Raw genomic sequence first — 3,682 nt, forward strand, 5'->3', positions numbered from 1 at the left:
CCCGTCTCGTCGGCGAAGTCCCGTCCCGGGGCGGGAAGTAGCGAGCCGGGACGCGCCCCGGCTACTCAGCCCGCCAGGCCCGCTTGGCCGGTCGGCGTCTGCGGCCGGGCGCCGTCGGAGCCGTGACCCGCCCGCCGTGCCCTGCCCCTCGTACAGTGATGTCGCTGGCCAATAGTGTGTGACACACACTATGGTGTCACGCGTGGACGATGCTGAACTCCTTGACGCCCACCGGCAGGAGCTGCGCCGCGGCTCGGTGGTACTGGCGAGCCTGCTCGCGCTGCGGACGCCCGGATACGGCTACGGCTTGCTGAACGAGCTGGAAAGCGCGGGCATGCCGGTCGCCGGCAACACGCTCTACCCGCTGCTGCGCCGACTGGAGAGCCAAGGGCTGCTGACCAGCGAGTGGGACACCACCCAGGCACGCCCACGCAAGGTGTACCGGACCAGCCGCGACGGCGCCCGCCTCGCCCAGGCACTGCTACGCGAGTGGCGGGCGATCGACACGGCGCTCACCGGCTTGGACCCCGCCTCCGCCGCCACCTCGGAAGGACAGAGCCTGTGACCGCCACCTTGACCGACCGGTACGTCGCCGCCACCGTGCGGCGGGTGCCCGACAGGCAACGGCGCGAGATCGAACGCGAACTGCGCGCCGTCATCGCCGACGACATCGACGCCCGTGTCGAGCACGGCGAGGGGCCGGGCGGGGCGGAGCGCGCCGCGCTCACCGCGCTCGGCGATCCCCGGCTGCTGGCCGGCCGTTACGCCCACCACGGCGTCGGACTCATAGGCCCCGACACCTACCCCGGCTACCGCCACGCGCTGCGGAGCGTGGCCTGGAGCGTGCTGCCGACCGTCTACGTCGTGCTCGCCCTGGTCCACCGGGCCCACGGGGAGAACGCGTGGGCCGCGCTGCTCCGCCCGTTGGGCGGCACCGTGAACGCGGCGATGTACCTCGCCGTCTGCGTGACCATCCCGTTCGTGATCGCCGACCGCGTGCGCCGCGCCCGTCCCGAGGCGGACCGCTCCGCCGGCCCCTGGACCCCGGACCAGCTGCCCACCGCCGACGAGCCGCGCCCGGCCACCACCCGCGACCTGGTCGGCACGATCGTCAAGGGAGCCGCCCTGATGGCCGCCCTGTTCGCCCAGCGGGTGGTCTCACCGGTCACCACCGCCGGCGGCGCGCATGTGCCGATCGTCAATCCGGCCCTCTGGCACTTCTGGATCCCCTACTTCCTCACCGTGCTCGCCCTCACCGTCGCGATCGACGCGGTCGCCCTGCGGCTGCGCACCGGCCACCCGTTCACCGCCGTCGCCCACGCCGTGCTCACCGTCGCCGGCACTCTCCCGCTCGGCTGGCTGTTCTGGCAGGCACAGGTGCTCAACCCCGCGCTCGCCGGCAGCGCGGGCGCACCGACGCCCCTGGCCGCACCGGGCAGCTGGATCGCCTGGCTCGCCGCCCTCGTCCTCGCCCTGGCCACCGCGGGCACCCTCGCGCAGACCCTGCGCGCCGTCCGCCGGGGCAGGGCCGTCACCGCGTAGCAGCGGCGCGGCCCGGAGCGCGCCGCGGGTGCCGGTGCCCCGATCGCGCACGACGCCTCCAGCTTGCCGGGATGCCAACGGCCGCCGCGTGCACGGGTGTTGTCAGAGGCGGGTGCCGGGATGCGGTACGTGGAGTGCGCCCGTTGTGGATCTGTGCCGGCTGTGTGCGGACCGTGGGGACGAGACGGGCGGGCGTCGGCCGCCAAGGCGTTCCGGTCGACCCGGCACGACGGTCGGGGCGCCCCGGCGACGGCGGCCCGCCCGCCGCGGCATCTCGTAGTACGGGCGGTGCGGTAGCCCGCACACCGGCACCCGTACCATGCCTGCACTCCGTTCCGTCCCCACCTCATCTGGAAGGCCATCGCGGAATGCCAGTCTTCAGACGCCGCAGAGGCAGCCGTCCCCAACTACTCCCCGAGCTCGACGACGCCGCCCTGGGAAAGGTCCGGCGGCGCGTCGAGACCTGCTGGGACCGTGGATCGCTCGACACGGCTGTCATGGCGCTGATGAAAGACGTGATCGACGACGCCGGTGAGGACTGGGACCGTAAGGCCCACCGCCTCCGGGTGCTCGCCGGGTCCGCCGGCCGGTCCCTGCCCGGCATCTGGCACCAGCACAGCCCCCGCGACCAGGGCGCTCTGCTGCTCCACGCCTGGTCGGATCTGCTGCTGGCCGGGGAACAGGGCTCCACCATCGACCTGGACGCCACCCGGGAGAGCTGCCGGCTCGCGGCCGAGCTGCTGCCCGAGGACCCCACACCCTGGATCCTGCACATGGCCACCCTCCGCCTGGAGCGGCGCCCCGCCGGCGAACTGTCGCCGATCTGGCGCGAGATCAAGGCACGCGACCCGTGGAACCGGGAGGCCCACCTCCAGGCGCTGGGCTACCTCTCGCCGGACGAGTGCGGTTCCAGCGGCCAGGTGCTGGATCTGCTCGACAGCGTCCGCTCCGCCATGCCCCCGACTGCCCCCGCGGCGGGCCTGGAACTCGCCGCGCTCGTCCGCAGCCACCACCGCGCCATGGCCCCCGGCGGGGTGACGGCCCTCGGCGCGGGCGAATTCTGGCGCCGCCACGATGCCGTCCGGGTGCTCGACCACGCGGCGCACTACTGGCCGGGCCCGGGATACCTCCGCCACGCCCAGGCACTCGCCGACCTGAACCTGCTCGCCTATGCGCTGATCAAGGCCGCCCGGCCCGCCGACGCCGCGAACACGCTGCGTGCCACCGGAGGCGTGGGGACGCCCTGGCCGTGGAGCATCGAAGGCGAGCCGTTGGAGCGGTTCTCGCACCATTACCGCCGCGCCACCGCGGACGACTGAGAACGACGGTTCCGCCGGCGGTTCCGACTCACGGCATACACACGGCTCATAGCCGGATCGAGTGGAATCGCCACAACTTTCCCATATCTCCCGAATGCCCCGATCTCTTCCAGGGGATCCCTTCCTGGAAGAGCGTTGGGAGACCCGCATGAGCGACACCGCCAGCACCGGCCGTTCCACGGCCACCGGCGGGCGTCGCATGCTGCTGCTCCTGGCACTGACGGCGATGGTGTGCACGGCACTGATCGTCGGCGGCTCCGAGGCGCCACCCGCTGAAGCCAGGGCGTGCGCCGGCCGCATGAGCGCCCCTCTCCTCCCCGCCACCGCGGATCTCGCCCCGGCTGCCGCGGACCGGTCCTGCACCACCGCGTCGCAGCTCCTGACGCCGTCCGAGCGCGGCGCACGGTATCCGGGCCACGGCTTCCGCCGGATGCGCCACGCCTCCGCCTGCCATCTGCGCCACCAGGTCCCGACCGGAGCGGGCGGCAAGGCGGCGCGGGAATCCGCCGCTACGGACTCCCTGACGTCTCCCGGCCACACCGCCTCTCGGTCTGTCCTGCCGGCCACCGCCGGACAGACGTCCTGGGTGACCGTTCTGCGCTGCTGAGCGAGCCCGGTCGCGGACCCGTACCCGGACCCCGCCCCGCAACGGGGGCGACGGGTCGGCCGCGGCCTGCCGCCCGCACCCTTCAGGACGTTCGCACCGCAGGAGTTCCGGCATGCCCATCGACATCTTCGCCGCCCTCGGGTCACCCGGTTCCTGACGGGACCGACGCCGCGGCGGGGGGGGGGGGGGGGGGGGGGGGGGGGGGGGGGGGGGG

At 73.9% G+C, this 3,682-nt stretch carries 4 protein-coding genes; all 4 read left to right on the plus strand.

The features are described 5' to 3' along the window. Positions 1–202: 202 nt before the first annotated feature. The 4 genes from ACO1BR_RS25315 to ACO1BR_RS25330 all read left to right on the plus strand — a co-directional run bounded on the left by ACO1BR_RS25315 (position 203) and on the right by ACO1BR_RS25330 (position 3,468). Positions 203–565, plus strand: coding sequence for a PadR family transcriptional regulator (locus tag ACO1BR_RS25315; RefSeq protein WP_236573058.1), 363 nt, complete (start codon positions 203–205; stop codon positions 563–565). Continuing rightward, on the plus strand, positions 562–1,542 hold the full coding sequence (locus tag ACO1BR_RS25320; RefSeq protein ID WP_426797396.1) for a hypothetical protein: 981 nt from the start codon (positions 562–564) through the stop codon (positions 1,540–1,542). Before ACO1BR_RS25315 ends, ACO1BR_RS25320 begins: the two co-directional genes overlap by 4 nt. 368 nt (positions 1,543–1,910) lie before the next feature. Beyond that, positions 1,911–2,861 (plus strand): hypothetical protein, encoded by a 951-nt coding sequence (locus ACO1BR_RS25325; RefSeq protein WP_426797397.1) that lies wholly within the window; start codon positions 1,911–1,913, stop codon positions 2,859–2,861. A gap of 148 nt (positions 2,862–3,009) precedes the next feature. Continuing rightward, a complete protein-coding gene (locus tag ACO1BR_RS25330; protein WP_426797398.1) occupies positions 3,010–3,468 on the plus strand; it encodes a hypothetical protein in 459 nt (152 codons plus the stop codon). Positions 3,469–3,682 lie beyond the last annotated feature (214 nt).

It is taken from the genome of Streptomyces sp. YGL11-2, from assembly GCF_050054615.1.
GTDB lineage: Bacteria > Actinomycetota > Actinomycetes > Streptomycetales > Streptomycetaceae > Streptomyces.